Below are 25,198 nucleotides of genomic sequence, written 5' to 3'. Positions count from 1 at the left end.
GTACTTAGTGGTCTAGACTAAGTCCTCAAATTAGGAGGTCTAAACTCAGAAGAATTTAAACAAGTTTAGTTTACCATTATCAAAATATTCATTCAACAATTTAATGCTGTAAAGGGTAAAAGTAGTTCAAATGGCATAGGATTCCTTTCAATTTTTACCACCTAAGAAAACATCTATGAATCAACCAAAATTTCTGGTTGACTTACATGTATATACAAGTTAAAATGAAACCGTAAACAAAACTTGTATATACAAGCTAATGCATTTTATGAAAACGCGCACAATACTTGTATATAAAGATGTAGATAAAAAACCGGGAGTGATCCTATCTTACAGGGGGAAAGAAAAATGACCAAGTACACTGATCCATCAAAACAGCTCCTAGAACACATTGGCGGTAAAGAAAATATCGCAGCTGTTACGCATTGTGTAACCAGAATGCGGTTTGTTTTAAACGATCCATCCAAAGCCAATATGAAAGAAATCGAATCCATTAAACTTGTAAAAGGTACATTTACCCAAGCTGGTCAATTCCAAGTCATTATCGGAAACGAAGTCTCCAGCTTTTACAATGAATTTGTTAAAATTGCCGGTGTAGACGGCACTTCAAAAGAAGAAGCAAAAGTGGCAGCCAAGCAAAATCAGAACTGGATCCAGCGAATGATGGGGCATCTAGCGGAAATTTTCACCCCGTTAATTCCTGCTCTTGTTGTCGGGGGGTTAATCCTTGGTTTCCGAAATGTAATCGGTGACATTAAATTATTGGATGATGGAACTAAGACGATCATTGAAGTTTCTCAGTTCTGGGCCGGTGTCCATTCATTTCTATGGCTGATTGGTGAAGCGATATTCCACTTCCTTCCTGTCGGGATCACCTGGTCTGTTGCCAAGAAAATGGGCGCATCGCAAATTCTAGGTATTGTTCTTGGTATTACCTTGGTTTCACCGCAATTATTAAACGCATACGGTGTAGCAAACGCAAAAGAAATTCCGACCTGGGATTTTGGCTTTGCCCACATTAAGATGATTGGTTATCAAGCACAAGTTATCCCCGCTATTTTAGCAGGACTGGTATTAGGGTTCCTGGAAACCAGATTACGTAAAATTGTGCCAAATTCTATTTCGATGATTGTTGTTCCGTTTTTAGCGTTAGTTCCAACTGTATTAATTGCCCACACTATTTTGGGCCCGATTGGCTGGTCGATTGGTTCCGGAATTTCTCATGTCGTTTATTCTAGCTTAACTTCTGCATTTGGTTGGTTATTTGCTGCCATCTTTGGCTTTGCCTATGCTCCGCTTGTTATTACGGGATTACACCATATGACAAATGCGATTGACCTTCAATTGATGAGTGAGCTCGGTGGAACAAACCTCTGGCCGATGATTGCTTTATCGAATATTGCCCAAGGTTCGGCCGTCCTTGCGATGATTTTTATCAACCGGAAGGACGAAGAAGAAAAGCAGGTTTCGATCCCTGCAGCCATCTCTTGTTACTTAGGTGTAACAGAGCCGGCGATGTTCGGGATTAACTTAAAATATGGCTTCCCTTTCTTAGCCGCGATGATCGGATCCATGATTGCAGGCGTTGTATCTGTAGCAAGTGGTGTCATGGCTAACTCGATTGGTGTCGGTGGTCTTCCTGGGATTCTTTCGATTCAGCCTAAATATATGGTGATGTTTGCCATCTGCATGTTGATTGCGATTGTGGTTCCATTCATATTAACGAATATCTTTGCAAAAACTGGTGTAAAAAAGGTAACTTTTAAAAAATAACGTTACACTCCATAAAGGAGGGAGACCAACTCCCTCTTTTTCCACTTTAGAAAACTCATTATATTTAGGCAGGTGTTTGATATGTCAACAACTTGGTGGAAAAAAGCAGTCGTTTATCAAATCTATCCAAAGAGCTTCAATGATACAACTGGAAACGGTATTGGCGATCTCCAAGGAATTATTGAAAAACTAGACTATTTAAACGAACTAGGCGTGGATGTCCTTTGGCTCACTCCGATTTATCAATCTCCACAATGTGATAATGGCTATGATATAAGCAATTATTATACGATTCATGAAGATTATGGAACAATGGAAGACTTCGATCAGCTTTTAGATGAAGCACACAAACGTGGTATAAAAATCATTATGGATATCGTGATTAACCATACCTCTACCGAGCATGAATGGTTCAAACAAGCGAAGTCTTCTAAGGATAATCCCTATCGTGATTTTTATATTTGGAAAGATGGGAAAAACGGTGAAGCACCAACAAATTGGGCATCCAAATTTGGCGGCTCTGCATGGGAGTACGATGAAACAACAGAGCAATATTATCTGCATTTGTTCGATGTGACCCAGGCAGATTTAAATTGGGAAAATGAAAAGGTCCGCGCGGCTTTATATGCAATGATGCACTTTTGGCTTAAAAAAGGTGTTGATGGTTTCCGGTTAGACGTCATTAATTTAATTTCAAAAGACCAGCAGTTCCTTCAGGATGACAGTGACGGACGCAAATTTTATACAGACGGCCCGAGAATCCATGAATTTTTACATGAAATGAATGAAAAGGTCTTTGCACACTATGACATTATGACGGTTGGTGAAATGTCCTCTACCTCCATTGATAATTGCATTCGCTATACCAACCCGGAGCAAGAAGAATTAAATATGACGTTCAGTTTTCATCACTTGAAGGTTGATTATCCAAATGGTGATAAATGGACAATAGCGAATTTTGATTTCCAGGCATTGAAAGACATACTGTCAAACTGGCAGGTTGAAATGATTCAAGGCGGCGGCTGGAACGCCCTTTTTTGGTGTAATCATGACCAGCCGCGAGTGGTATCTCGTTTTGGTGATGATGGAAAGTATCATATGGAATCGGCAAAAATGCTCGCAACAGCCCTCCATATGATGCAGGGTACCCCATTTATTTATCAAGGAGAAGAATTCGGAATGACCAATCCGAAATTTACCTCCATTGATGAGTATCGTGATGTTGAGTCCTTGAATGTTTATAAAATCAAACAACAGGAAGGTCTGGAGGAACAAGCGATTATTGACATTCTTAAGCAAAAATCGCGGGACAATTCAAGAACACCTGTACAGTGGAATGCTAGTAAAAACGCGGGTTTCACGTCTGGAACCCCTTGGATTCAAACGGCAGAAAACTATCAAGTGATTAATGCGGACAAAGCCATACAAGATCAGAATTCTATTTTCTATCATTACCAAAAGTTAATTCACTTAAGAAAACGTGTTCCTGTTGTGACTGATGGTGATTTCGAGCGTATTTTAGAACAGGATAAAGAAATCTTTGCCTTTATGAGAACAACCGAATCGGAAAAATTACTAGTCATCAATAATTTTTATGGCAAGGAGACGCCATTTACCCTCCCTGCTCATTTAAACCTTGCTGGCTATACGAGTGAGATGTTACTCTCTAACTATAAGGATTCGGCCCCGCTCGGTAGCGAAATTCTGCTGCGGCCGTATGAGTCCATCGTGTACCACTTGAAAAAATGAACGGAGATGTCTCTATGACAAACAAATACCTTACTATTTATAACTCTATAGTCGAGCAAATTAAAAGCGGCGAGATCCCGCCACAGACGCTCCTCCCCTCTGAGAACGAATTAAAAGACCAATACGATACCTCAAGGGAAACAATTCGAAAAGCGTTAAATCTGCTCTCTCAAAATGGCTATATACAAAAAGTTAGAGGAAAAGGTTCGATTGTCATCGACATCAGTAAATTTGATTTTCCTGTTTCCGGCTTAGTCAGCTTCAAAGAACTGGCAAGTAAAATGGGCAAGAAGCCGAAAACGATGGTCAATGAATTATCGCTAATCAAGCCCGATGGCTTTATCAGGCAGCAGCTTCAGTTAGGGAGCAAGGATCTGGTCTGGAAGGTTGTACGCACGCGTGAAATGGGCGGTGAAAAAATTATTTTGGATAAAGATTTTTTAAGTCACAAATACGTCCCTTCGTTAACCGAAGAAATCTGCGCCGACTCCATTTATCACTTTCTTGAAAATGAATTAAACTTAACGATAAGCTTTGCAAAAAAGGAAATTATTGTGGACGAGCCTACTTCGGAAGACCGTGCATTGTTGGATCTTGAAGGCTTTCATAATGTGGTTGTCATCAAAAATTATGTTTATTTAGATGACGCCACTCTCTTCCAATACACAGAATCACGTCATAGGCCCGATAAATTTCGTTTCGTCGACTTTGCGAGAAGAGTACACTAAAAACTGAGGTGATGGGTATGTGCGGGCGATTCACACTTACTGCAACAATTGAGGAAATTATGGACCGATTCGATATTCAATCATTCCTAGAGGAAGAGCTGTATTCTCCAAGCTTTAATATTGCCCCGTCTCAGGCTGTCGTAGCAGTAATAAACGATGGGACACAGAATCGAATGGGATTTTTGAAATGGGGCTTAGTCCCTCCATGGGCAAAGGATATGTCCATTGGTCACAAAATGATCAATGCCAGAGCTGAAACAATCACAGAAAAGCCGAGCTTTCGAAATGCCTTTAAGAAGAAACGTTGTCTTGTGATTGCAGACAGCTTCTTTGAATGGAAACGACAGGAGGATCAAAGCAAAACTCCGATGCGGATCAAACTCAAATCAGAACGAATTATTTGCCATGGCCGGTATCTGGGAGTGCTGGAAATCCCAGGATGGTAAAGCGCTATATACCTGTTCCGTTATCACTACCGGTCCCAATGAACTAATGAAATCGATTCACGATCGCATGCCCGTAATAGTAAAACGAGAAGATGAAAAAATGTGGCTCGATCCATCCCTTTCTGATTACGATAAATTAGAATCACTGCTTGTCCCCTTCGATGACCATTTAATGGAGTCATATGAAGTCTCTCCATTAGTTAACACACCTAAAAATAATCGACCTGAACTTATAAAGAAAATTTGTTAGCGCCCTTTTAAAAAAAAAATTTCAAAATGGACATGTTCACTACATGCCCGTACAAGCTAGAACATATGCTGTACTAACCCATAAAAGTTTTCCTTCTTTCGAAAGTGGCTTCCACCACTTTCTTTTTTTTGGCTAATTCACCCCTTGGTCTAATATGGAACCCTTTGAATATATTTGTTAAATAGATGGTAATGCCCTTTTCTTCGGACATTGAAAGGAGAATAGATTTTGTTTATTCCAACGAAAGTAACGATTGGCAGTATGAAAATAAACAGTCCCGACCATAAAAGTGCGGTTTCTGTGGGACCTACTTTTTTTAAAGGAATTAATGTAACCGGGAAAAAAAATCAAGGATTTGGCCAACAAATGGGGGATTTCTCGATTACATCTGTTCCCATCTACATTATTTTTGATGATGAAATCATTGATATGCCGTCGATTAAAATAAATAAATAATGAACAGGGAGTGATGGAGTTGAATATCGCACCAATGGCGATTAACTTTTTAGGATTTAAGGTCAATGCAATTGATAATTCCTCCTTCGTCAATTTGGGACCCAACCAATTTGTTGACCAGTTCGTTTCCTATAAACGAAACCAAGGCGTGGGTGAACAAAATGGTGATTTATCACCCGTCAATATCCCTATATCATGGGTAGTGGACCCGGATGTAACAGATAGCAATACCGCTAAAAATAGCATTATTTAACCTTTGCTAGGGGTGAGATTGTTGATTTTTGCACCGATGATAGTCAATCTTGGTAACCTAAAAATCAATGTATTCGATCATGGATCCGTTATGAACATGGGACCGAACCAGTTTATCGACCAATTCGTTTCCTATAAGAGAAATCAGGGGTATGGTGAACAAAATGGTGATTTTGTCCCCATAATTATCCCTATTTCAGCCATATATGATTCTGATATTAGTGACAGTTGGACAGCGAAAAATAGCATACTTTAAGGTACAGGGGACTTCATTCACCAGAAGTCTCCTATTTTATTTTTTCCATTTGTCGAATGGATTTTTCCTATATAGTGATAATGTATTGATTTTTTGGTTGCATTTGGGAAATATAAGGTTATTAAAAATCTGAAAGGCAGGAACAATCATCAGTGGGCATGGCAATAAAAAAATGGCTTTATTACTTGGTAAAATTGCGGAACCGAATCTTTTTTCCCTTTTTTATTTTATACATTATTTTAGCTGCGTTTATCATTTATTGGCTTGAGCCGCACACGTTTAAATCTTTTACTACTTCTCTTTATTGGGTGCTCACCACACTTGCCACCGTGGGGTTTGGAGACTATGCACCGGTAACCTTTGCCGGAAAAATATATACGATCATTCTTTATATAACAGGGATTGCTTTGGTCAGCGTATTTATTGGAAAAATTATTGATTCTGTCTATTATATCGATAAACTGAAAGTCGGAGGAAAAATGAAATATTCGGGTAAAAATCATATTATTTTAATTGGATGGAGTCCGAAGTCCAGATTAGCCATTGATGAAATTTTAAAATCCGATAAAAAGATTGATATTGTGATCATTGATGTATTAGAAAAAGCCCCACTTCTCGACGAGCGGCTGCATTATGTTCGCGGGGATGCAACGAATGAAGAGATTCTCCTAAACGCAAATTTACCAAAGGCGATGGGTGTAATTATTTTTGCCGACCAAATAACACAGGACAATTTTGCAACAAAAGACCCGCTGCTTGTTGATGGAAAAACGTTATTAATTGCTGCCGCCATCACAACGGTTGAGGAAAAATATAAAAAGGATATTCATGTGACGGCAGAGGTAATTAATCAGTGCCATATCCCTTTATTCCAAAACGTTAAGGTGGATGAATTTATTCCCACACAGGAAATGATCTCTCATGCGGCAGTAAGGTCGTTATTTTCTCCAGGTGTCACACATATGTTTTCAGAATTGATGAGCACACAGTATGGGGAAGCGATGTTTGAAATTCCGAAAAAAGCGGAGTGGCAAACCTATCGGGATGCTTTTGAGGATTTGCTGAACAACGGTGCAACACTTGTTGCGGATCGCGGTGACTTTTACATTAACCAAAAACTCGATGATCATATTCCAGCTGATGCACATCTATTTGTAATTTGTGACAAAGACACGCTTGAACAATTAAAATCGCAATGAAAGGGATGCATTAGCTGGTTAATGGGTCCCCTTTCCTATCACAAGACGTTAATTGACAGTTAATAAGGTTAAGTAAAATGGGCATCAAATTGCAAAGCAATCTGCGGTGTTTTTTGTTTTGTTTTCAAAAACAGAATTTATCCAAGCCCCCGGAGGTAAGGGATACCATTTAACTTAAAAATATAATAAAATGATAAATCTTAACGAAAACCTCTTTTCAAATTTAGTTTTAATTGATATTATTCCTATTAGAACAGTAGGAATAGTAGGTGTTTTAAAAAATGTCTTTGTATGAAAAATTACCAAGAGATTTTTTTGATTCAATTTTATGAAGAAGTGAAGAAAATGATTTCAAATGGAGTAGTCTCTAAAAATATGTACTATGAATTAGGACTAATTATTGCAGCTGCGTCAAGAAGAGGGATTGTATTGGAAAAGCCAAAGGATTTTGAACAACACATTGCCCACGAATTATTAATAGAATTAAGTAAATAGAATTCCTCCGTGATTGAATAAATAGTTCATCATTAAGATCTTAAATAAATCCACAAAAAAGCCGCTGATATAAATCAGTGGCTTTCTTCATTCCGTTCAAGTACGACCATTTTTTCAAAATTTATATGGAAAAATAATAGAAATAATGAGATTCCTTAATGAAGCCGATTTTTTCATAAAGTCTTTGGGCTGTCGTATTATCCTCAGCAGTTTCAAGAAAAAGTCCCTTCGCCCCAGTTTCTTTCGCAAAATCTATTGCCATTTTCATCAAGGATTCGCCCACACCCATTCCGCGGGCGATTTCCTTCACATATAAATCATTTAATACCCATGACCGCTGCATACTTACACTTGAAAACGAAGGATAAAGCTGTACAAAACCAAGCGGATTAGATTCTTCAAGTGCGATAAAAGCAACAGACTCTTCGTTAAGAATTCTCTCCTGCAAAAACTTTCTTGCCCCCTCCATATCGGATTTTTGTTCATAAAACTGCCTGTACAAATCAAATAGCTCGGTTAAAGCATCAAGCTCATTTAATGTGGCCTTTTGAATATGCATGTTTATTTCTCCTTTTTTTATAGTTTACAAGAAGGATTTTCCCCTCGTTTTTGTTGCTCGTATCACTGAATCCACCGCGGCACGGTTGTATCTTTATTTACTATTCTGCATGTTTCGTTTTATTCCTTTAAGATTTGTGTTAGTTTTGTGGGCATGCGAAAAAGCCTTGAAAGATCAAGGCTTTTTCTGTTAATAGATGAGGCATACCCAATTAGAGTTTATTTATTTTTATTCGTAATTGCTTTTCAATGTTGAAGTTGTCATCCATTAAAGATTGGTGGGGGTTCCACCCATGTGACCTGGGAACATGCCACCCATGCCGCCATATCCATCATGGCTCGGGAATCCACCCATGCCGCCATGACCAGGGAATCCACCCCAGCTGCCTTGTCCGCCATGCCATCCATGACCAGGATATCCACCACCATAGCCGCCATGCCATCCATGACCAGGGTATCCACCACCCCAGCCGCCATGCCATCCATGACCAGGGTATCCCCCACCATAGCCGTCATGCCATCCATGACCAGGATATCCTCCCATACCCGGATATCCTCCCATACCCGTGCCGCTAAATCCACCCATTCCAGGGAATCCTCCGCCCATGCCGCCAAAACCATCCATGCCTGTATTAAATTGTCTCAAATCGTTCATTTGAGCATCTCTCCTTTATATAGGTTACAGTCTAGACTATGTTGAAATCATGAAAAGGCATAGGCGGATGTCCTGTTTTTTCTTAACTATTTAGGCATGCATGACCCAAATCTTAAACGAAACGGTTTGATAGTAATTCTTTCCGTCGATATATACTCATCACAATTCCAATTAAAAAGGAATTTAGCAATACTGGCATTAACCCATAGCTAATAAAAGGCAAGGATATCGAGGTTTGTGGAAAGACGCCAAGTGCCATTCCCACGTTACAAACCAGCTGAACCCCATAAAGTCCCACTGCACCAAACAAAAGAAGTTTGGCATAAGAATCATGAATTTTATTAGAGATTACAATAAATCTCACCATAATTAGGGTTAGGATGACAAATAAAGCAATTGCAAAAAGCCAGCCGTATGTATAGGTTAAACTCACAAAAACTAAATCCGTATGTGCTGATGGAATAAACTCTTTATTCCCATGGTTACCAAACCAACCGGCTTTTGACATTAATTCATTCACTCGTAAAATCATATAACTTGCTCCACCCGAAGATTTTTCGGGGGTTATAAAGGCCAGAATTCTTCCTAGTTGATAACTCTTAAGACGTTCTAAAGAAACCAACGCCATAATCAGGAATAAACAGAAGGTTATTCCTCCAATAACCATCATTTTTTTTCTGCTAAATTTACTCCACCAAAACATTCCCATGACCATAACAGTATACATAAAGGGAGTTGTTATATTTGATACTGCTAATAATAAGAGCAATGGGATGAAAAACAATATAAAAAATTGCCAAATTTTAAGCCGCTCGTTACTAAAAAATGAAGCCCAACCAAGGAAAAATAAGGGCAATACCATTGAGCTTTCTAAGGTAATAATTGACGGGATTCTAAGGAGCGGTACCCCATTAATCATGGTATTAGAAAGAAATTTGATGATAAGTAAAAAGAGAACGCCTAAAGTGTAAAACATCCACCCACGTGTTTTCCATTTACGAAAATCGATTAACATGATTCCTATAGCTGCAGAAGCTCCTAGTAAAACAGTAATGCTTTTCGTAAAAGCAAAATGTGTCGTATCCTCCAAGTATCCAAGTGAAGCTAACGGTAAAAATCCAAGTCCCAATGTTGTCACCAATAGGATGATCATAAACCAATCTACCTTGGGCTTGTGCAGCCTATTCATCTGTTTCCCTAATTTGCTCGGGCTACCCATTTGTTCAATGGCTTTTTCCTCAGCCTCTGCTTCCGGTAATCCCATCTCTATTAATAAATTTTTGGCTTCCTGGATATGAAAACCTAATTCAGTGGCTACAACCTTCTTGGCCTCCTTCGATTTAATTTGTTCTGTTACCTCTTTCAAAAAAATAAACTTCTTATTTGCCACGTCCGTCTCACCCCTCCAGCAATTCATGTAAAACAAACCCTTTTTTCGTTTGATTCTTACCCGCTTTTTGCAAGATTTTTTTCCCTTTATTAGTTAACTGGTAATATTTCGCCTTAGATCTTTGCCACGTCGCTTGAATCCATTGATTCTGCTCTAAACGGTGGAGCAGAATGTAGAGAGATCCTTCGTTATCCTCGAATTTCCTGATGCCTCTACCCCGTAAAAGTTTTACTAATTCAAATCCCGTTCTTTCGTTGACAAGTAGCTGCAGGACAGCATATAGAACATCCTCTTCATTTTCTTCCTGTTGTTTGATTTTTTCACGAATGTCTTTTCGATGCTTTTCGGTAAAATTCAACTGTGAAAAGGTAGTTCGATTCATTGATTTTCTTAAATTCTTTAAACGATCCTCCATGTTCTATGCCTCCAATCGTTCTTTCATAAGTTCTTTCGCCCGTTTTAATCTTGTTTTCACTGTGTTTTCAACCGTATTTGTAACAGCTGCGATTTCTTTAATCGGCAATTCCTCATAATAAAAGAGATATAGCACCTCTCGATATTTAATCGGCAGTGTCATAACCGCAGAAATCAATTCATCATCCTCTTCTTTCTGAATGACGACCTGCTCGACCATTTCCTTTTTTGTTTGACTGTTTGTCGGTTCTTCGTCAGTCGTGACGACGTTCCTAGTATACCAGCTCTTCAGGTAGTCCTTGCAATGATTGATGGCAATGCGCCATAGCCATGTCCGCAGCTGCGATTTACCGCTATATGTATGAAGAGAATTGTAACATTTAATAAAAATATCCTGGGTTAGATCTTCAGCTAGCCCTTTATTTTTCACATATGAATAAACAAGTTGTAAGATGTCCTGCCCATATCTAGTCATAATTTCATCTATTAGGGTTTCTTTATCTTCTGTTTCAATTACTTCCGCTGTCAATTCCTCCACTTTTGTCCCTCCCTTGATACATCTTAGACGACACATTCCTTTAGAAAGTTTTAAAAAAACAAAAAAAGGATAGATAGAGCAGAAAAAAACTGCCACTATCTATCCTTTTTTGTTTACTCTTCTTCAGAAGCACTTTTTTCATCCTTATGGAACCAAAGTGGTTCTTGGTCGTCCTCGTCACCATTATAGTTGATGAGGATTTCTTCACCCGCTTTGATATCCTTGTATGCATAGAAGTCAAACGTGTGATTTGGAAAATTTATTTCATACGTGGCATTGGGTTCATACGAATGGTTAAACAACATCCCATATCCTAAAACAAACGCGGTGTGGTTTACCCCATACTCAAATGCATAATCAGCAAGCAAGGTCTTTTCAATGTGAACATGCTCCTCATTAGGGTAAGGAATTACGGGTGCCGCATGAATCAGCTTCCCTTTTGCAATATCTTCTGTTGCAAATACACCTCTATTTAATTCGCCATCGCTTAGCTTTGAAGTTTTTATTTCAATCATATTCATCACCTATAAAGTTCTTTCCAATGAAGTTTTTATCATACTTAAGCTTGCCATTATATTGGGAAGAATGCAATTGTTTTTTAATTCAGTTCAATTGGTTATATTTTCCGATACGCATCATAAAATGGAATATACGTTCGTAAGGAGGCGAGGAAGTTGTTTAGTAACAATGATTCCTTGATTACAGGTGAGATGTTAGTCAGGTATTACGAGCTGAATAAACAGAAAAAAGAAATGGAACTGGAAATGAATCAATTAAAGGATGCATTTCAAACCTATTTTAATAATCTTGTCGGATCCAATCATAAAGCCGAAATCACCATCAGTGGTTTCAAGCTGCAAAGGCAGATTCGAAAGACAGAAAAGTACAATGAGGATGAAACGATAAAAAGATTAGAAGAATTACAGATGAATGAACTTATACAAGTTGTAAAAAAGCCGGATGATGGAAAAATTAAAGCAGCACTAAATTTAGGATTTCTTCAACCTAATCATCTGGAAGGCTGTGTGGTCACAAGTTATACTCCAGCTATTTCTGTTAAGCCGATTACACCAAGATAAGGTTAAAAACCCACGCCTAAAAATGAACGTGGGTTCAATTTATTTGATTATTTTTCTCAGCATATAACAAGCTCCGTCCTCAGCAAAATATAAAAATTCACCGTTATTCACAACCATTGTTATTTACACTTCAAGTTGCTGGCTGTCTTTTAATAGGGCTTCGTCTTCCCATCCTTTGCACACATCAACCCATTCTACGGCTGAAGAATATTGAAGAATTTCATCCTTTGATAACTCAATGGCAGAGTTCGTGCTGCCACAGGCCGGGAATAGGGTCTCGAATCGTTGCATCGATATATCAAGGAAAACGTCAATTTCGTTTTTCAAACCGAATGGGCAAACCCCGCCGATGGCATGTCCTGTTTGCTCAAGCACTTCATCTGGTGTGAGCATTCGCGGTTTGAATCCAAATTTTTGCCGAAACTTTTTATTATCGACCTTGGCATCACCAGCAGCAACAATTAGGATGGCTTTTTCCTCATTCCCCCGAAAGGATAATGTTTTGGCGATTCGTGCTGGGATTACCCCAATCGTTTCCGCGGCTTGATCAACAGTAGCACTTGATGTTTCAAATTCCATGATATCCATTTCACGATTCCATTGTTTAAAATAGGTTTTAACGCTTTCTACTGACACCATTTTCATCCTCTCCATATGTATTATCTTGTATAATAGCATACGTTAAAGGATTAAAGCGAAAATACGTCTTGGAATGAATCCCTAATGAATAAATTTCCTGAAAGTTGATGGCTGCACGTTGCTATCAGTGAAATATCAGTATGATAATTATAAGATATATAAAAGCTAGCAAAAGGATATCGATATCTTGCTCCCGTCATTACTACTAAAAATAGAGATAATGGAAATTTGAACGATTTTTCAATCCTTCTTTCTGAAAAGTGATATAATTTTTGTTATAATTATATATTAATAGTCTGAATGGCTTTCGTTTTGGGAGGGGAAACATGAATTCACACAGTGCAGCATTGCCCCACTCAAGGGTGAAGGGAATTGTCTTAGTGCTCATTGCCGCAACCTTTTGGGGAGTATCCGGCACCGTTGCTCAGTACCTATTTCATCAGCAAGGTTTCAGCACCAACTGGCTTGTGGTGACACGGCTTATTTTTTCAGGAATTGGCTTATTACTGTTTTCACAAACTGTAGGGAAACAACCTATTTGGAGTGTATGGAAAAATAAACAGGATGTTGGCCGTCTGATTATCTTTGGAATCATTGGTATGTTCGGCGTTCAATACACCTATTTTGCTGCAATCGAGCATGGAAATGCGGCAACAGCAACCGTCTTGCAGTATTTGGCGCCAGTGATTATTGCCAGCTATTTATTTCTACGAGCAAAGTCATTACCAGGAAAACAAGAAGTGTTGGCGATTATTCTCGCACTTTTGGGAACCTTTCTTTTAGTAACGAAAGGAAGTGTTCATTCCCTGTCCATTACAGGAATGGCATTTTTCTGGGGGATTCTTTCCGCATTTGCCCTCGCATTTTACACGCTCTATCCGGGCGGCTTATTATCAAAATGGGGTTCATTGATGACGGTTGGCTGGGGGATGACCATTGGCGGCATCGGCTTTAGTTTCATCCATCCTCCCTGGAAGTTTCAAGGTGATTGGAGTCTGACATCCTTCTTAGCGGTCGTGTTTGTGGTTATTTGTGGCACGTTGATGGCCTTCTTTTGCTATATGGAGAGTTTGAAATACATCAGTGCTTCTGATGCAAGTCTTCTCGCCTGTGTCGAGCCATTATCCGCGGCCTTTTTGGCCGTTGCTTGGCTCCATGTTCCCTTTGGTGCGGCTGAGTGGATTGGCTCTATTTTCATAATTGCCACGATATTTATTTTATCTATAGCAAAAAATAATAAAAAGCAAACTGAAAATAAAGGGTTCGATTTCGGGGCAGGTAAAAAAAGTAGCAACTAAATAATTTAGTCGCTACTTTTTTTGCTTTTTTATTCACCTAAATCCACATTGTGGTACACTTGTTGCACGTCTTCTAATTCTTCTAATACATCAATCATTTTTTCAAATTTTGCTAGTCCATCTTCAGGAAGTGTAATTTCATTTTGAGGCAGCATAGTTAATTCGGCAACGGTAAAGTCCGTAATCCCTGCTTGCTTAAATGCTTCTTGCACGGCATGGAATTGGTCTGGCTCTGCATAGACAATCACCGAATCTTCTTCTTCTATAATGTCACGGACATCAACATCTGCTTCCATTAATAGCTCAAGAACATCATCTGCTGTTTTTCCTTCGACACCAATAACAGCAGTAGCATCAAACATATAGGCTACAGATCCGCTGACGCCCATATTTCCGCCGTTTTTACCAAAAGCAGCACGAACATCGGATGCGGTACGGTTTACGTTATTCGTTAGTGCATCAACGATGACCATGGATCCATTTGGTCCAAAGCCCTCATAACGAAGCTCTGTATAGCTTTCTTCGGATCCACCTTTTGCTTTTTCAATCGCACGGTCAATAATATGTCTAGGTACATTGTATGTTTTCGCACGTTCTAGAACAAATTTTAACGCTTGGTTGGACTCAGGATTAGGTTCACCCTGTCTCGCTGCAACATAAATTTCAACCCCAAATTTCGCATAAACACGACTTGTATTAGCATCCTTTGAAGCTTTTTTTTCTTTAATATTGTTCCACTTACGTCCCATTATGAACACTCTCTTTCCGCTTTGAATCTACACGAAATTATTATAAGAAAAAAACTGAATCTTTCATATTTTTTCAACATAACAATTTTGAGTTATGAATCATCTAATTGTCAAACATCACTTTATCAAAATGATACTTTCATACACAGATAATATTATACATTAAATGTTTCATTTGTTAAGTATCCTAAAAACAAAAAAGTATAAGAAATGCCTCGATTTTCAAAAAAAGGATCATTCCATGTTGTATGGATGATCCTTTCGCATTACACAAGCATTTGAAACAACGTGCTATCGTTATTTACTTCCCGATAAATAAATCCCTTTGCCTTAATCCGGTCTATTAATGGTAGATAGTCATCTTTATCTTTTAATTCGATACCAACCAATGCTGGACCTGTCTCTCGATTATTTTTTTTCGTATATTCAAAGTGGCTAATATCATCATTTGGTCCAAGTACATCAAAGAGAAATTCGCGTAATGCTCCTGGGCGCTGCGGAAATTGGACAATAAAATAATGCTGCAGGCCTTCATAAAGTTTGGAGCGCTCTTTAATTTCCTGCATCCGCCCGATATCATTGTTGCCGCCGCTGACGATACAAACAACTGTTTTCCCTTTAATTTCATTTGAATATGTATCTAAGGCAGCAACGGAAAGGGCTCCAGTTGGTTCCACAACAATGGCATTTTCGTTATACAAGGATAAAAGCGTGGTACAAACCTTACCTTCCGGAACCACAATAATGTCATCGACGATTTCTTTGCAAATTTCAAACGTTTTGGATCCAACTGTTTTAACTGCTGCGCCATCTACGAATGGGTCAATTTCTTTAAGGGAGGTAACTTCCCCTTTGAGTACTGATTCCTTCATTCCTGGTGCCCCTTGAGGTTCGACACCGATTAATTGTGTGGTTGGGGAATAGTGTCTTAAGTAAGTTCCCACCCCCGCTAGCAAGCCACCGCCGCCGATTGCGGCAAAGAGATAATCAATTTTTTCAGGACAATCGTTGAGCAATTCGACTGCCACTGTTCCTTGACCGGCAATCACATCGAAATCATCAAAGGGATGAATAAAGGTACGACTTTCAGCCTGGCTACACTCCATGGCTTTTTCATATGCATCATCGAAGGTATCTCCAGTTAACACAATTTCAACACTGTCTTTACCCCAAAATTTTACTTGGTTCACTTTTTGCTTTGGTGTTGTACTTGGCATATAGATTTTGCCATGAATGTTTAAAAGGTGACAAGAATAGGCCACTCCTTGAGCGTGATTGCCAGCACTTGCACAGATAATACCGTTTTGAAGTTCATCCTCATTAAGCTTTTTGATACGGTTATAGGCCCCGCGAATCTTAAACGAACGGACACTTTGCAAATCCTCTCTTTTTAAATATACATGACAATCATATCGTTCTGACAGCAGATGATTGTACTGCAGCGGGGTTGGGGAAATTTCATCCTTAATATTATGGCTGGCAAGGATGATATCTTCGACACTAAACGTTTTCTTTTCGACTTGTTGACTCATGTTAAAACTCCTCCTCTGTATTTCCTACTGTGCATGTAAAATGGTTTTAGTCTTGGTAAATGAATTTGCATTTTTAAACAACAAAAAACCCGTCCCTAATGGAATAGGGACGAGTTAGCTCGCGATACCACCCTACTTCCGCAATTGTACGATTGAAACTGCGGCTCTCGATCAACGCACCATTTAGGTACGGGTTCCATTGTAACGGTGGACATTCCGGTACAGCTTACTTTTACCGTTCAGCTATACATCTCAGAGATGATTTTCAGATAAGCCCGTCATCGACTCCCACCAACCGTCGATTCTCTGCTGGACAAGGCAATACCCTACTCTTCTCGTCATTGATTCATATCTAATTTTAGATAAGATTACCATCGAAAATATACCCTGTCAATGTATTTTGACTATTTTAACTATTTTGTCAATTAATAAAGCGCTTTCATTTTTCACATTCTGTTTAGTGCCGTTTTTATAGTATTTAGTGACCTAAATGGTATAATTTTAAAAGGAGATAAATAATTCTGACAACTAAAAAGGAGAGGTTTTGAAATGAAGATTCCTTACAAGGGGAAATCCCCCGCCATTCATGATTCAGTTTTTGTTGCACCAGGTGCATATCTGGTTGGCGATGTCCGGATTGGCAAAGAATCAACCGTATGGTTTAATGCCGTATTACGTGCAGATGACGGTCCGATTATCATCGGTGAACGATGCAGTATCCAAGATAACTCGACCATTCATCTATACGAAGGATTTCCAGTGGTAATTGAAGATGATGTAACCATTGGCCATAATGTTATTTTGCACGGGTGCAAAGTAGGAAAGAAATCCATCATTGGCATGGGGTCCACGCTTCTTGACAATGTGGAGGTTGATGAGGAATGCATTATTGGTGCGAATACGCTACTTGCAGGTGGAATTAAGATACCCCCTCGCTCCCTTGTACTTGGTTCACCAGGAAAAGTGGTCCGCGAGCTTTCAGAGAAAGATTTACAGATGCTGCAAATGTCTAGTGAGCACTACGTCCAAAAAGGGAAAGAATTTAGAGAGATTCTTAACTAGTTAGCTAAACCAACTATATTAATCGAAAATTGATATTATTGTGACCGTCGTCGCATAGTTTTTCTACATATGGTCACACATATCTTTTATCGGTTCTAGCCACAAACCTTATGTCTTGTCTCCGCAAATTGTACGGATACTAAAGCAAAGAAAAGACCGAACGCACGTCCGGTCTTTTTCTTAATCTATGAATGGCTTTTACTTAATTCACCGGTCTTAGCAGGTATGAGAAAACTCAACACAACCGTGATCAAACTCAAACACAAGGCATAAAGGAATACGTTTTTCATACCAACGGAAATGGTTACTGCCTGATTAATAAGCAAACCCATGATGGTTACACCAATTGACGTTCCAATATTTCTTAAAAAGATCTGCAGTGATGTAGACATCCCCTTGATATGGGGTTCGGCAAATTCTTGAGAAGCAATCGTGCCTACCGCAAACAGCAAACCGAAGGAAACACCTTGGATTGTTAAAATCAAAAACAATCCCATGTAAGAAATATCCTGAATGAATAAATAAAGCGCTAATCCCGAAATGGTCGTAATAAAACTGCCGATAATAAATAATATTTTGTAACCAAAGCGGAGGATCCAATTCCCTGCCGGTGTACTACCAAACATCCAGCCGAGCGCAATACTTAATAGAATCAGGCCACTTTTATAAATACTCATGTCTCGACCTTCTTGTAAAAACAAGGGAATGAAATTCGAAGTACCGAAAAACGATAAACAATAAAACAACATGAACAAATTCGTCATGAGGATTCCTCTATTTTTAAACAATGACACAGGGAGAAACGGTTCTGTTTCTTTCCTTTCAACTAATAGGAATACAATCAATCCGATGATTCCAATTAGGATGTACCAAATACCATGACTCACATTGGTAGCCAATAATAAAAGGGTAATCGAAAATCCAAAAAGGAAGAACCCTTTATAATCGATATGAGTCTTTTTAAATACTGTTTTTTCTTTATAAGGAAGTAGACACAGCACTGTGGCAATACCAATAGGGATATTGATAAAGAAAATCCATCTCCATGTCAAGGTCTCAACGAAGAAGGAACCCAAAACGGGCCCTACAATGGAGGAAATAGCCCAAATTGTACTAAATACCGCCTGGATCTTGCCACGCTTTTCAATTGTAAATAAATCTCCAACGATTATCATAGAGAGTGGAACCATTCCGCCGGCGCCAAGCCCTTGAATCCCTCTATACACAATCAGCATCTCCATGGAATTCGCGATTCCACACAGGATCGAGCCAAACGTAAACAGACCAACCGAGATCATTAACAGCTTTTTCCGGCCATACATATCTGATAGTTTACCGTAAAGTGGTACAGTAACAGTACTCGCTAACATATAAACGACAAAGATCCAAGCAAACAATTCCATGCCGCCGAGTTGTTTGACAATCGTTGGACTTGCTGTCTGCATTATATTGGCATCTAACGCCGAAATAAGGGTTGTAATCACAAGCCCCCAAAATACATATCTATTTTTCCCCATATGAACCTCCAATGTCCGATCATTGCTGAATAATTCCTTTTTTTTACAACATCAATTTTACACTTCTATCATTATAGCAAAATTTATTTTCTTTTACCCATCTTTATGAAAAGAACCCGTAAAAAAAGGGCTGATCGATTTCAGCCGAGTTTAAACAAGTAAGAATAGCTTATTTTCCCTGGAGATCAATGGATTGAAGAAAATTCCCGATTATTGTTATATATTCTTCTGGCTCCTCAATATACGGCATGTGTGCGCTGTTTTCGAATACATGGAATTTCGAATCCCGGGTCACGTCACTGTAGTATTGTGTTGTTTCTGGTGTTGCTTCGTCAAATCGCCCACACGTATATAGAACCGGGCAGGTAAGGTCCTTTAATTTCGATGTACAGTCAAACTCCTTCAAATTTCCAAGAACGGTAAATTCCGATGGCCCCCACATGATAGTATAGATTTCAGCATTCCGGTACCCTGAAGGTCTTTGTTCTAGCCATTCCGGTTGCTTCTCCATTCTGTTTACAAAATGTTTTCCAAATACCTCAATCGCCGCTTCAAATTCTTTCGAATCGGTCGTTCCATTTTCTTCACAGCGTGTAATGGTTTCCTGTATTTCAAGTGGAAGTTTTTTTAGATTTCGCTTTTGATCCTGTTCCCATAATGGGGCGCTAAGACAGGGGCTTGAGAAAATTACACTTTTCACACCGCTTGGCTTTGTTAAGCAATAAGCAGCAGCAAGTGTTGTCCCCCAGGAATGACCTAGGATATGTAATTCACTAAGCTTCAGCGCGTGTCTTATTTGCGCTAATTCCTCTACAAAACGGTTGAGATGCCAAAGAGAGGTATCCGTTGGTCTGTCGGATTTTCCACAACCTAATTGATCATATAAAATCACGGGACGATCTTTCGCAAGAGCTTTTAACCCTTGAAGCGAAAAAGAGGATGATCCCGGCCCGCCATGGAGAATAATGACTGGCGTGCCCCCACCCATTTCATCGAAAACTTGATACCAAACCTTTCCACCTGTTACTTCTATATAACCTTCATTATTGTGCATACTTTTTCTCCCCTAACCATTGCCTATTCCTTTTTACGCCTATCCTTTCTTTTGCCCACCAACAGTCCAAGTAACCAGCCGATGCCCGCAAGTAGTGGGTAAAGAATCATGATCGCAATTCCCTTACTGCTATCTTCAAGGCTTACTAGGTAACTTAAACTAAAGCTAATGATAGCCCCGGTAAAATGTCCCAATCCCCCGTACATCTTGGCATACTGATTCGTTCTCCAACCAATTATACCAAAAATTAGTCCAATTCCGACAAAAAGTACAAGCATGAATAAATCTTCAACAAAATAGATAAGCTGCTGCAACGATGTTCCTCCGAACCTGAAAAATTTGTCACATAATTGTATTCTATGAATTTTTCTAATTTCCTTTGATTGGGCCAGAAAAAATATCATGCATTGTGTATCGTTTCTTGGTTTAACCCTCTGACAGCTTTTCAAAAAACAAAAGACCTGCCCCAAGTGTCAAACACTTGGTCAGGTCTCCTACATTATCGTTGCATCTTCCAAACCGCAGCAATATTAGCAGCAGTCCGTTCTACATATACCGCAGCATTCTTAAAGGCATCTTCTAGTAAAACAACTCCCGGTACGATACTAAAAACGGCATCGATTCCATAGTCGTGGACAACAGTGGAGTCATCAGCCATATTTCCCGCAAGTGCCACAACAGGAACACCATACCTTTTTGCTGTTTTGGCTACCCCAATCGGTGTTTTTCCAAAGATCGTTTGGCCATCAATTTTACCTTCCCCGGTAATCACCAAATCAGCATCCTGCACTAGGTGGGAAAGTCCTGTTGCCTCAATGACAATTTCAACGCCACGCTTTAGCTCTGCAGGTAAAAATGCAAGTAAACCGCCACCAAGACCGCCGGCAGCACCGGCACCAGATACATCGTTTATCTTTTTCCCAAGGTCTTGTTCAATAATAGCAGCAAAATGGGCAAGATTTAGGTCCAATTGCTCGACCATTTCCGGTGTTGCCCCTTTTTGCGGTCCAAAAATAGCGGAAGCCCCTCTTACACCTGTTAGCGGGTTATCGACATCACAGGCCACGTCCATTTTTATATTCTGTAAGCGGGGATCCACATTAGCAAGATTGATAGAAGCTACATCACCAAGTGACTCGCCACCTTCCCCAATTTCATGCCCAGCAAGATCGAGGAAACGAACCCCAAGGGCTTTCGCCATCCCCGCTCCGCCATCATTTGTTGCGCTTCCACCGATTCCAATAATAATGTGAGTAACGCCTAAATCAAGAGCTGCAGCAATTAATTCCCCTGTCCCACGTGTCGAGGTAATCAATGGGTTTCGTTTTTCCACAGGGACAAGATGCAGGCCTGAAGCGGCAGCCATTTCAATGACAGCAGTTGTCTTATTACCAAGAACTCCGAAAAAGGCATCTACAGGTTCACCAAGAGGACCCGTTACCTTTTTATAAATAATTTCCCCACCCGTGGCATCCACCAGGGCCTGAACCGTCCCTTCGCCGCCATCAGCCATCGGAATTTTCACAAAATCCGCATCAGGGATTTGACGCTTAAAGCCTTTTTCAATAGCATCAGCGACTTCAAGGGCAGACAAACTCTCCTTAAATGAATCAGGTGCAATAACAATTTTCATCCTATTTCTCTCCTATCTATGTCAATATTGCACGGATGAACTATCCAAAAAAGTGAAACACACCATAAATCAATGTTGAAAGGATGGCCATCGTTAAACCAACGAGTGTCTCGTATGGAATGACTTTTAAGCGTTCTTTGATATCCATATTGACACTTCCACCAGTTGCATGGAAAAAGCTTCCGTGTGGCAGATGGTCTAAAACAGTTGCCCCTGCATGAATCATTGCTGCACCAGCGATAGCCGACACACCCATACCTAGAATAGTCCCGCTAAATACCTGACTCGCTACAGCTGTACCGGCAGTGGTTGAAGCCGTTGCAGCCGACATGAAAATACCTGATACCGGTGCAAGGACGTATCCAGGAAGACCGAGTACATTTAACCCTTCAATCAATAAGTCTTTCAATCCTGAATTCGCAATAATCCCTGCGAGTGTACCTGTTCCAAGTAGCATGATGGCTACGCCTGACATTTTGCCAAGGCCTGAAACAGCATACTCATTCACTTTTCTACCTCGACCCATTACCAATGCCCCGACAATCCCGCCAACTGGAAGGGCAATCATGGGGTCAATGCTAATATCAAATAAGGGCCTTAAGGCTAATAAAATGATTGTCACTAGTGGGGCAACAATGGCTGGGAGAAATAATGGTAGCTTTCCGCCATTATGTGTCTGCACTTCAAAATCTTTTATACTGGAACCTTTATTAATAAGTTTTTTTGCAATGAGATACGTTACCACAAGTCCGAAAAGGGCAGGAATAATTCCGGCAGCCATAATAGAGGTAAGTGGAACTTTAAAAGCATCAGATGCCGCAATGGCATTAGGATTTGGTGATATGATATTCCCTGCTTTACCGCCGCCTATCATGGCGAACAAGATCGCCGTTTTAGAAATTCCGGCTCTTCGGGCAATGGCAAGTGCAATTGGCGATACTGTGATAACAGCAACATCGATAAAAACTCCGACCGCCGTTAAAATCATCGTCGCGACCGCTAAAGCAAGAAGTGCTCTCGTTTCACCAAGTTTTTTTACAATCGTTTCAGCGATAACGGCAGCAGCACCCGATTCAATCAGGACCCCGGCGAGTATACCCGCTGCAAGAATCCGAAGCACGGCCGGAATGATGCCTTTCGCCCCTTCCATCATTAACGTTACCGTGTTAGTGATATCAACTCCGCCAATGAGTCCGCCGATCAATGCTCCGGCAATCATCCCGTAGGCAGGAGACACCTTTTTCAAAATTAAAATTATGGCAATGACAAGTGCACAAATGGCACCTAAAGCGCTTACTTGAATATGAGCATCCATGATGATTTCCTCCTTATCTCGTCTGTATGTCCATTGTAAGCGTTACCTAAAGCGGTTTCATTAGCCAAGCGATCAAAAAAAAGACCCAGATAGTGCAGGTCTTTTGTGCAAATGCACAATTACATGATTTGATCTATTATGACTGACAAATAAAGCTCTAGCAAATCCTTTACTTTCCGCGGATCTTTACCTGTTACATCCATAATCCGGTCCAAACGATATCTGAGGGTGTTCCGGTGGATAAATAATTTTCCTGTAATCGTATGGATGTCACCATTTTCCTCGACATATGCGAGGAGAGTTTCTACCAATTCCCCTTTTTTATCAACCTTTTTTAATTGGTGGTAATAGTCGGCTAACTCCCCGCCCATGCCCAGTTTATTTGCCTTAGCAAGAAAGACAGGAATTTTATATTCTTCAAAAAAATAAATCATTTTCTGTGGATCAAGCCTACGTCCGACGGCGGAAGTCAAGATGGCTTCTTGATAAGAATCGGCTAATCCCTTCAGTGTTGGATGATAGCTGCCAACACTAATTTTACTGCGTCCACCTTCTTTTGTTTCCAAAAACCCAACTACATGTTCCAATTCCCTTTGGATATTCGCTGAATTCTTCTCATTTACTTTTTTAAGTAAAACAAGATAATCAGGCTGCATTATATATAAGTCTTCCTTCTGAAGCCGATCGCGGATAGCTTTGAAAATGGCGGGCCGGTCTTCTACTGTCACAATGATGGCTATCCGAGGAATGTCTAAATCAATCCCCAATCGTTTCACTCTTTCAAAATAATGAGCATCGAGATTTTCAGGGTCATGCAACAGCTGGCTGATGAGTTCCTCCTTCAACCTTTCATCCCACTGCATTTCATCGAGTAAGACCGCTTGCTGTAAAATCATTTCCGCTGCCATTTTTACGAGCTCCCCATAGCTTCGAATCTCTTCAGGAACGCCAGTAATTCCAATTACTCCCACGATTTGATCATGAAACTTAATGGGAAGATTGATCCCAGCCTTAACACCGTGGAGTTTTTCCGCTTCGCTACTCTCGATTTCAAATCCAGATTGATTCTCAATAACCCTTATTGCCCCTTCATGAATAGAATCAATCCGGGTTTTGTCACCGGAGCCAATAATGACCCCCTTATCATTCATCACATTTATATTTCGATTTATGATCTTCATTGTTCTATTAACGATTTCCTGGGCCAAGGTCTGATCTAAAAATTTCATCACATCCTCCTTGCTTCCGTTCTCATTTATAAACAACTACTTCCTCATTATAACATCCATTCCCATTTGATAGACTCCATTCGAATCTTACTAGAAAAAGATGAAATCAAAATGATTTCACCTTAATAAGTAAAGTAGTGATAAGATTGGAAAAACGCTCATACGGTTGGTTCATTCCCCGAATTCTTCCTGAATAGGTGAACGATGAATGTTCCCATAAACACTGCGATTAAAATACTGAATAATACCACTTCATCCATATGGAACCCGAAAGCTGCGATGATCATTTTTACACCAATCACGCCAATTAGTAAAAACGCGGTGGTTTCAAATTCAGGTACTTTTTCAATCAAGGTCAAGAATAATTGGGCAACACCGCGCATCATTAAGATGCCCAGCACGCCTCCAATGAATAAAACCCATACCTGATTAGAGACGCCAAATGCCGCAATCACGCTATCAAAGCTAAAGGCGATGTCCATTAGTTCCACGGTTAATACCGTTCGCCAGAATCCCATTCTCTTATTTTGAACATCCTCGTCTTCATCCTTTTTTTGAAAAAAGTTTTGAAAGACGATCCACAAAAGATAATGTCCACAGACAATTTTAATCCAAGGAATGTTTATGAGTGAAACCCCTAAACCAATGGCCACAATGCGGAAAAAATAGGCGCCAAAAATCCCATAGAATAGAGCTTTCTTTCGTTGCTCTGTTGGCAAATGTTTGACCATAACAGCCAGGACAAGGGCGTTATCGGCAGATAACAATCCCTCAAGAATAATAAGGGTACCAATAACTCCCCAGCTGGCTGGATTTGTTACGACATTTTCAAGTGTTTCCAGCGAAAAAAATGTACTATAACTATTTATGATTTGTTGTGAGAGCTCCATCTACTTTTTCCCCTTTCAATTCAAAGCCATTAGTTAGTACCT

At 39.8% G+C, this 25,198-nt stretch carries 27 protein-coding genes, 1 pseudogene and 1 other annotated feature; of the genes and pseudogenes, 12 read left to right on the top strand and 16 right to left on the bottom strand.

Features of this window, described 5'->3' with window-relative positions; translation table 11 throughout:
* Positions 1-348: 348 nt before the first annotated feature.
* The 9 genes and pseudogenes from treP (at position 349) to RCG19_RS21890 (ending at position 7,604) form a co-directional block, all read left to right on the top strand.
* Positions 349-1,773 carry a PTS system trehalose-specific EIIBC component gene (gene treP, locus RCG19_RS21930; RefSeq protein WP_166241199.1) on the top strand — a complete coding sequence of 475 codons (1,425 nt, stop codon included), beginning with the start codon at positions 349-351 and terminating at the stop codon, positions 1,771-1,773.
* An 81-nt stretch (positions 1,774-1,854) separates the two neighbouring features.
* Positions 1,855-3,522: an alpha,alpha-phosphotrehalase gene (gene treC / locus RCG19_RS21925; RefSeq protein WP_308108903.1), complete on the top strand. Its 1,668-nt coding sequence runs from the start codon at positions 1,855-1,857 to the stop codon at positions 3,520-3,522.
* 14 nt (positions 3,523-3,536) lie between these two features.
* Positions 3,537-4,250 (top strand): trehalose operon repressor, encoded by a 714-nt coding sequence (treR, locus tag RCG19_RS21920; RefSeq protein ID WP_308108902.1) that lies wholly within the window; start codon positions 3,537-3,539, stop codon positions 4,248-4,250.
* Positions 4,251-4,267: 17 nt separating this feature from the next.
* A pseudogene (locus RCG19_RS21915) lies at positions 4,268-4,946 on the top strand (SOS response-associated peptidase).
* 228 nt (positions 4,947-5,174) lie between these two features.
* Positions 5,175-5,402, top strand: a complete 228-nt coding sequence (locus RCG19_RS21910) for a hypothetical protein (protein WP_242637789.1) — start codon at positions 5,175-5,177, stop codon at positions 5,400-5,402.
* Positions 5,403-5,415: 13 nt separating this feature from the next.
* Entirely contained in the window at positions 5,416-5,655 is a 240-nt protein-coding gene (locus RCG19_RS21905) for a hypothetical protein (RefSeq protein WP_374049565.1), read from the top strand.
* Between the two features lie 21 nt (positions 5,656-5,676).
* Positions 5,677-5,910, top strand: coding sequence for a hypothetical protein (locus RCG19_RS21900; protein WP_166241189.1), 234 nt, complete (start codon positions 5,677-5,679; stop codon positions 5,908-5,910).
* A 158-nt stretch (positions 5,911-6,068) separates the two neighbouring features.
* A complete protein-coding gene (locus RCG19_RS21895; RefSeq protein ID WP_308111050.1) occupies positions 6,069-7,109 on the top strand; it encodes an ion channel in 1,041 nt (346 codons plus the stop codon).
* A 315-nt stretch (positions 7,110-7,424) separates the two neighbouring features.
* Positions 7,425-7,604 carry a hypothetical protein gene (locus tag RCG19_RS21890; RefSeq protein WP_308108901.1) on the top strand — a complete coding sequence of 60 codons (180 nt, stop codon included), beginning with the start codon at positions 7,425-7,427 and terminating at the stop codon, positions 7,602-7,604.
* A 121-nt stretch (positions 7,605-7,725) separates the two neighbouring features.
* Here the strand turns inward: RCG19_RS21890 and RCG19_RS21885 are convergent, their stop codons facing one another.
* From RCG19_RS21885 to RCG19_RS21860, 6 genes are all read right to left on the bottom strand, one after another.
* Positions 7,726-8,163, bottom strand: a complete 438-nt coding sequence (locus tag RCG19_RS21885) for a GNAT family N-acetyltransferase (protein ID WP_308108900.1) — start codon at positions 8,161-8,163, stop codon at positions 7,726-7,728.
* Between the two features lie 267 nt (positions 8,164-8,430).
* Positions 8,431-8,817 carry a hypothetical protein gene (locus RCG19_RS21880; RefSeq protein WP_308108899.1) on the bottom strand — a complete coding sequence of 129 codons (387 nt, stop codon included), beginning with the start codon at positions 8,815-8,817 and terminating at the stop codon, positions 8,431-8,433.
* A gap of 112 nt (positions 8,818-8,929) precedes the next feature.
* Positions 8,930-10,234, bottom strand: coding sequence for an FtsW/RodA/SpoVE family cell cycle protein (locus RCG19_RS21875; RefSeq protein ID WP_308108898.1), 1,305 nt, complete (start codon positions 10,232-10,234; stop codon positions 8,930-8,932).
* Entirely contained in the window at positions 10,215-10,622 is a 408-nt protein-coding gene (locus tag RCG19_RS21870) for a PadR family transcriptional regulator (RefSeq protein ID WP_308108897.1), read from the bottom strand. Before RCG19_RS21870 ends, RCG19_RS21875 begins: the two co-directional genes overlap by 20 nt.
* Positions 10,623-10,625: 3 nt before the next feature.
* Positions 10,626-11,159, bottom strand: coding sequence for a sigma-70 family RNA polymerase sigma factor (locus RCG19_RS21865; RefSeq protein WP_308108896.1), 534 nt, complete (start codon positions 11,157-11,159; stop codon positions 10,626-10,628).
* 113 nt (positions 11,160-11,272) lie between these two features.
* Positions 11,273-11,674, bottom strand: a complete 402-nt coding sequence (locus RCG19_RS21860; protein WP_308108895.1) for an SET domain-containing protein — start codon at positions 11,672-11,674, stop codon at positions 11,273-11,275.
* Between the two features lie 159 nt (positions 11,675-11,833).
* On the opposite strand from RCG19_RS21860, the gene RCG19_RS21855 reads away from it, so the two are divergent.
* Positions 11,834-12,238 (top strand): hypothetical protein, encoded by a 405-nt coding sequence (locus tag RCG19_RS21855; protein ID WP_308108894.1) that lies wholly within the window; start codon positions 11,834-11,836, stop codon positions 12,236-12,238.
* Positions 12,239-12,361: 123 nt separating this feature from the next.
* Here the strand turns inward: RCG19_RS21855 and RCG19_RS21850 are convergent, their stop codons facing one another.
* Entirely contained in the window at positions 12,362-12,874 is a 513-nt protein-coding gene (locus RCG19_RS21850; protein ID WP_308111049.1) for a YbaK/EbsC family protein, read from the bottom strand.
* 329 nt (positions 12,875-13,203) lie between these two features.
* Between RCG19_RS21850 and RCG19_RS21845 the strand changes: the two genes are divergently transcribed.
* The gene (locus RCG19_RS21845; protein ID WP_308108893.1) at positions 13,204-14,175 is read left to right on the top strand and encodes a DMT family transporter; all 972 of its coding nucleotides are present in this window, start codon (positions 13,204-13,206) and stop codon (positions 14,173-14,175) included.
* A 29-nt stretch (positions 14,176-14,204) separates the two neighbouring features.
* Here the strand turns inward: RCG19_RS21845 and RCG19_RS21840 are convergent, their stop codons facing one another.
* Positions 14,205-14,924: a YebC/PmpR family DNA-binding transcriptional regulator gene (locus RCG19_RS21840; RefSeq protein ID WP_308108892.1), complete on the bottom strand. Its 720-nt coding sequence runs from the start codon at positions 14,922-14,924 to the stop codon at positions 14,205-14,207.
* Between the two features lie 266 nt (positions 14,925-15,190).
* On the bottom strand, positions 15,191-16,456 hold the full coding sequence (ilvA, locus tag RCG19_RS21835) for a threonine ammonia-lyase IlvA (RefSeq protein WP_308108891.1): 1,266 nt from the start codon (positions 16,454-16,456) through the stop codon (positions 15,191-15,193).
* 102 nt (positions 16,457-16,558) lie between these two features.
* Positions 16,559-16,807, bottom strand: a binding site (T-box leader).
* Positions 16,808-17,005: 198 nt separating this feature from the next.
* Here ilvA and RCG19_RS21830 point away from each other — a divergent pair.
* The gene (locus RCG19_RS21830) at positions 17,006-17,518 is read left to right on the top strand and encodes a gamma carbonic anhydrase family protein (RefSeq protein ID WP_308108890.1); all 513 of its coding nucleotides are present in this window, start codon (positions 17,006-17,008) and stop codon (positions 17,516-17,518) included.
* Between the two features lie 185 nt (positions 17,519-17,703).
* Here RCG19_RS21830 and RCG19_RS21825 read toward each other — a convergent pair whose 3' ends face one another.
* The 7 genes from RCG19_RS21825 to RCG19_RS21795 form a co-directional block, all read right to left on the bottom strand.
* Positions 17,704-19,035, bottom strand: coding sequence for an MDR family MFS transporter (locus tag RCG19_RS21825; RefSeq protein ID WP_166242851.1), 1,332 nt, complete (start codon positions 19,033-19,035; stop codon positions 17,704-17,706).
* A gap of 169 nt (positions 19,036-19,204) precedes the next feature.
* Positions 19,205-20,089, bottom strand: a complete 885-nt coding sequence (locus tag RCG19_RS21820; RefSeq protein ID WP_308108889.1) for a proline iminopeptidase-family hydrolase — start codon at positions 20,087-20,089, stop codon at positions 19,205-19,207.
* A gap of 23 nt (positions 20,090-20,112) precedes the next feature.
* Positions 20,113-20,403 (bottom strand): hypothetical protein, encoded by a 291-nt coding sequence (locus RCG19_RS21815; RefSeq protein ID WP_308108888.1) that lies wholly within the window; start codon positions 20,401-20,403, stop codon positions 20,113-20,115.
* 185 nt (positions 20,404-20,588) lie between these two features.
* The gene (locus RCG19_RS21810; RefSeq protein ID WP_308108887.1) at positions 20,589-21,722 is read right to left on the bottom strand and encodes a glycerate kinase; all 1,134 of its coding nucleotides are present in this window, start codon (positions 21,720-21,722) and stop codon (positions 20,589-20,591) included.
* A 40-nt stretch (positions 21,723-21,762) separates the two neighbouring features.
* Entirely contained in the window at positions 21,763-23,037 is a 1,275-nt protein-coding gene (locus tag RCG19_RS21805; protein ID WP_166242860.1) for a GntP family permease, read from the bottom strand.
* Positions 23,038-23,156: 119 nt separating this feature from the next.
* Positions 23,157-24,266 (bottom strand): sugar diacid recognition domain-containing protein, encoded by a 1,110-nt coding sequence (locus tag RCG19_RS21800; RefSeq protein ID WP_308108886.1) that lies wholly within the window; start codon positions 24,264-24,266, stop codon positions 23,157-23,159.
* A 158-nt stretch (positions 24,267-24,424) separates the two neighbouring features.
* Entirely contained in the window at positions 24,425-25,156 is a 732-nt protein-coding gene (locus RCG19_RS21795; protein ID WP_308108885.1) for a TerC family protein, read from the bottom strand.
* Positions 25,157-25,198 lie beyond the last annotated feature (42 nt).

Origin of the sequence: Neobacillus sp. OS1-2, assembly GCF_030915505.1 — a bacterium.
GTDB lineage: Bacteria > Bacillota > Bacilli > Bacillales > Cytobacillaceae > Neobacillus.
Note: the sequence above shows the minus strand (reverse complement) of the source record. Positions and strands in the feature narration are given on the sequence as shown.

Bases quoted from the DNA above. Each gene is read 5' to 3' on its own strand.
- treP (WP_166241199.1), top strand. From the start codon at position 349: ATGACCAAGTACACTGATCCATCAAAACAGCTCCTAGAACACATTGGC.
- treC (WP_308108903.1), top strand. From the start codon at position 1,855: ATGTCAACAACTTGGTGGAAAAAAGCAGTCGTTTATCAAATCTATCCA.
- treR (WP_308108902.1), top strand. From the start codon at position 3,537: ATGACAAACAAATACCTTACTATTTATAACTCTATAGTCGAGCAAATT.
- RCG19_RS21905 (WP_374049565.1), top strand. From the start codon at position 5,416: ATGGAGTTGAATATCGCACCAATGGCGATTAACTTTTTAGGATTTAAG.
- RCG19_RS21895 (WP_308111050.1), top strand. From the start codon at position 6,069: ATGGCAATAAAAAAATGGCTTTATTACTTGGTAAAATTGCGGAACCGA.
- RCG19_RS21885 (WP_308108900.1), bottom strand. From the start codon at position 8,163: ATGCATATTCAAAAGGCCACATTAAATGAGCTTGATGCTTTAACCGAG.
- RCG19_RS21880 (WP_308108899.1), bottom strand. From the start codon at position 8,817: ATGAACGATTTGAGACAATTTAATACAGGCATGGATGGTTTTGGCGGC.
- RCG19_RS21875 (WP_308108898.1), bottom strand. From the start codon at position 10,234: ATGAATTGCTGGAGGGGTGAGACGGACGTGGCAAATAAGAAGTTTATT.
- RCG19_RS21870 (WP_308108897.1), bottom strand. From the start codon at position 10,622: ATGGAGGATCGTTTAAAGAATTTAAGAAAATCAATGAATCGAACTACC.
- RCG19_RS21860 (WP_308108895.1), bottom strand. From the start codon at position 11,674: ATGATTGAAATAAAAACTTCAAAGCTAAGCGATGGCGAATTAAATAGA.
- RCG19_RS21845 (WP_308108893.1), top strand. From the start codon at position 13,204: ATGAATTCACACAGTGCAGCATTGCCCCACTCAAGGGTGAAGGGAATT.
- RCG19_RS21840 (WP_308108892.1), bottom strand. From the start codon at position 14,924: ATGGGACGTAAGTGGAACAATATTAAAGAAAAAAAAGCTTCAAAGGAT.
- ilvA (WP_308108891.1), bottom strand. From the start codon at position 16,456: ATGAGTCAACAAGTCGAAAAGAAAACGTTTAGTGTCGAAGATATCATC.
- RCG19_RS21830 (WP_308108890.1), top strand. From the start codon at position 17,006: ATGAAGATTCCTTACAAGGGGAAATCCCCCGCCATTCATGATTCAGTT.
- RCG19_RS21825 (WP_166242851.1), bottom strand. From the start codon at position 19,035: ATGGGGAAAAATAGATATGTATTTTGGGGGCTTGTGATTACAACCCTT.
- RCG19_RS21820 (WP_308108889.1), bottom strand. From the start codon at position 20,089: ATGCACAATAATGAAGGTTATATAGAAGTAACAGGTGGAAAGGTTTGG.
- RCG19_RS21810 (WP_308108887.1), bottom strand. From the start codon at position 21,722: ATGAAAATTGTTATTGCACCTGATTCATTTAAGGAGAGTTTGTCTGCC.
- RCG19_RS21805 (WP_166242860.1), bottom strand. From the start codon at position 23,037: ATGGATGCTCATATTCAAGTAAGCGCTTTAGGTGCCATTTGTGCACTT.
- RCG19_RS21800 (WP_308108886.1), bottom strand. From the start codon at position 24,266: ATGAAATTTTTAGATCAGACCTTGGCCCAGGAAATCGTTAATAGAACA.
- RCG19_RS21795 (WP_308108885.1), bottom strand. From the start codon at position 25,156: ATGGAGCTCTCACAACAAATCATAAATAGTTATAGTACATTTTTTTCG.